Origin of the sequence: Brucella tritici, from assembly GCF_008932295.1 — a bacterium.
GTDB lineage: Bacteria > Pseudomonadota > Alphaproteobacteria > Rhizobiales > Rhizobiaceae > Brucella > Brucella tritici.
This window is the reverse complement of record NZ_WBWA01000089.1, coordinates 1-781: the sequence shown is the minus strand read 5'-3', so window position 1 is coordinate 781 and position 781 is coordinate 1. Positions and strand designations below refer to the sequence as shown.

Sequence of the window (781 nt, the reverse complement as noted above, 5' to 3'; positions counted from 1 at the left end):
GTCTGCGCGTTGGTCTTGATGAATCGGCCTTCGTAACCTTCCCAGGCTACCTCGGCAATGTCATGAACGATGACGTGATCCTTGCTGGCGGCTATCGCACTGGCTTGATCAGCTACACCTTCACCGGCGGCAACGGTTTCTCGGCAGTTCTGTCGCTTGAACAGGGCAATAATGTTGACGTTGATTACAACGGCACCATCGATGACTACATGCCGCACGTTGTTGGCGGTCTGAAGTATGCCGGCGGCTGGGGTTCGCTTGCCGCTGTTGCTGCCTACGACGCAACAAATGAAGAATGGGCCGGTAAGATTCGCGCCGACATCAACGTTACGGATCGCTTCTCGGTCTGGGCTATGGGTGGCTATAAGTCTAACGACGATACCTACTACGGCTATACCGATGGTGACGGCCGTTTCCATGGCATCCGCGCAATCGACAGCTTCTACGGCACGTGGGGCGGCGATTGGGCTGTCTGGGGTGGCGCTGCATTCAAGGCAACCGAAAAGGCTACCTTCAACGTACAGCTCGCTTACGAAGATGCTGGCACCTTCGCTGCAACCGCAAACGTTGCTTACGAACTGGTTCCTGGTTTCACGATCACCCCGGAAGTTTCGTACACCAAGTGGGACGACAAGCGTTCCGTTCTTGATGGCCAGGATGCTTTCCAGGGCATGGTTCGTTTCCAGCGCTCGTTCTAATCCCTCTGGGATTGTTCAAAAAGAACCCGGCAGCATCGCTGTCGGGTTTTTTGTTTGCGGATTTTCACGGTAGCGATCTTGCT

Annotated in this window: 1 protein-coding gene; it reads left to right on the top strand. The window is 54.9% G+C overall.

Translation table 11 applies throughout. From position 1 onward, the window contains the following. A partial coding sequence (locus F9K91_RS25555; RefSeq protein ID WP_167522290.1) for a porin occupies nucleotides 1-698 on the top strand: 698 nt, incomplete at its 5' end. Between the last annotated feature and the right edge of the window lie 83 nt (nucleotides 699-781).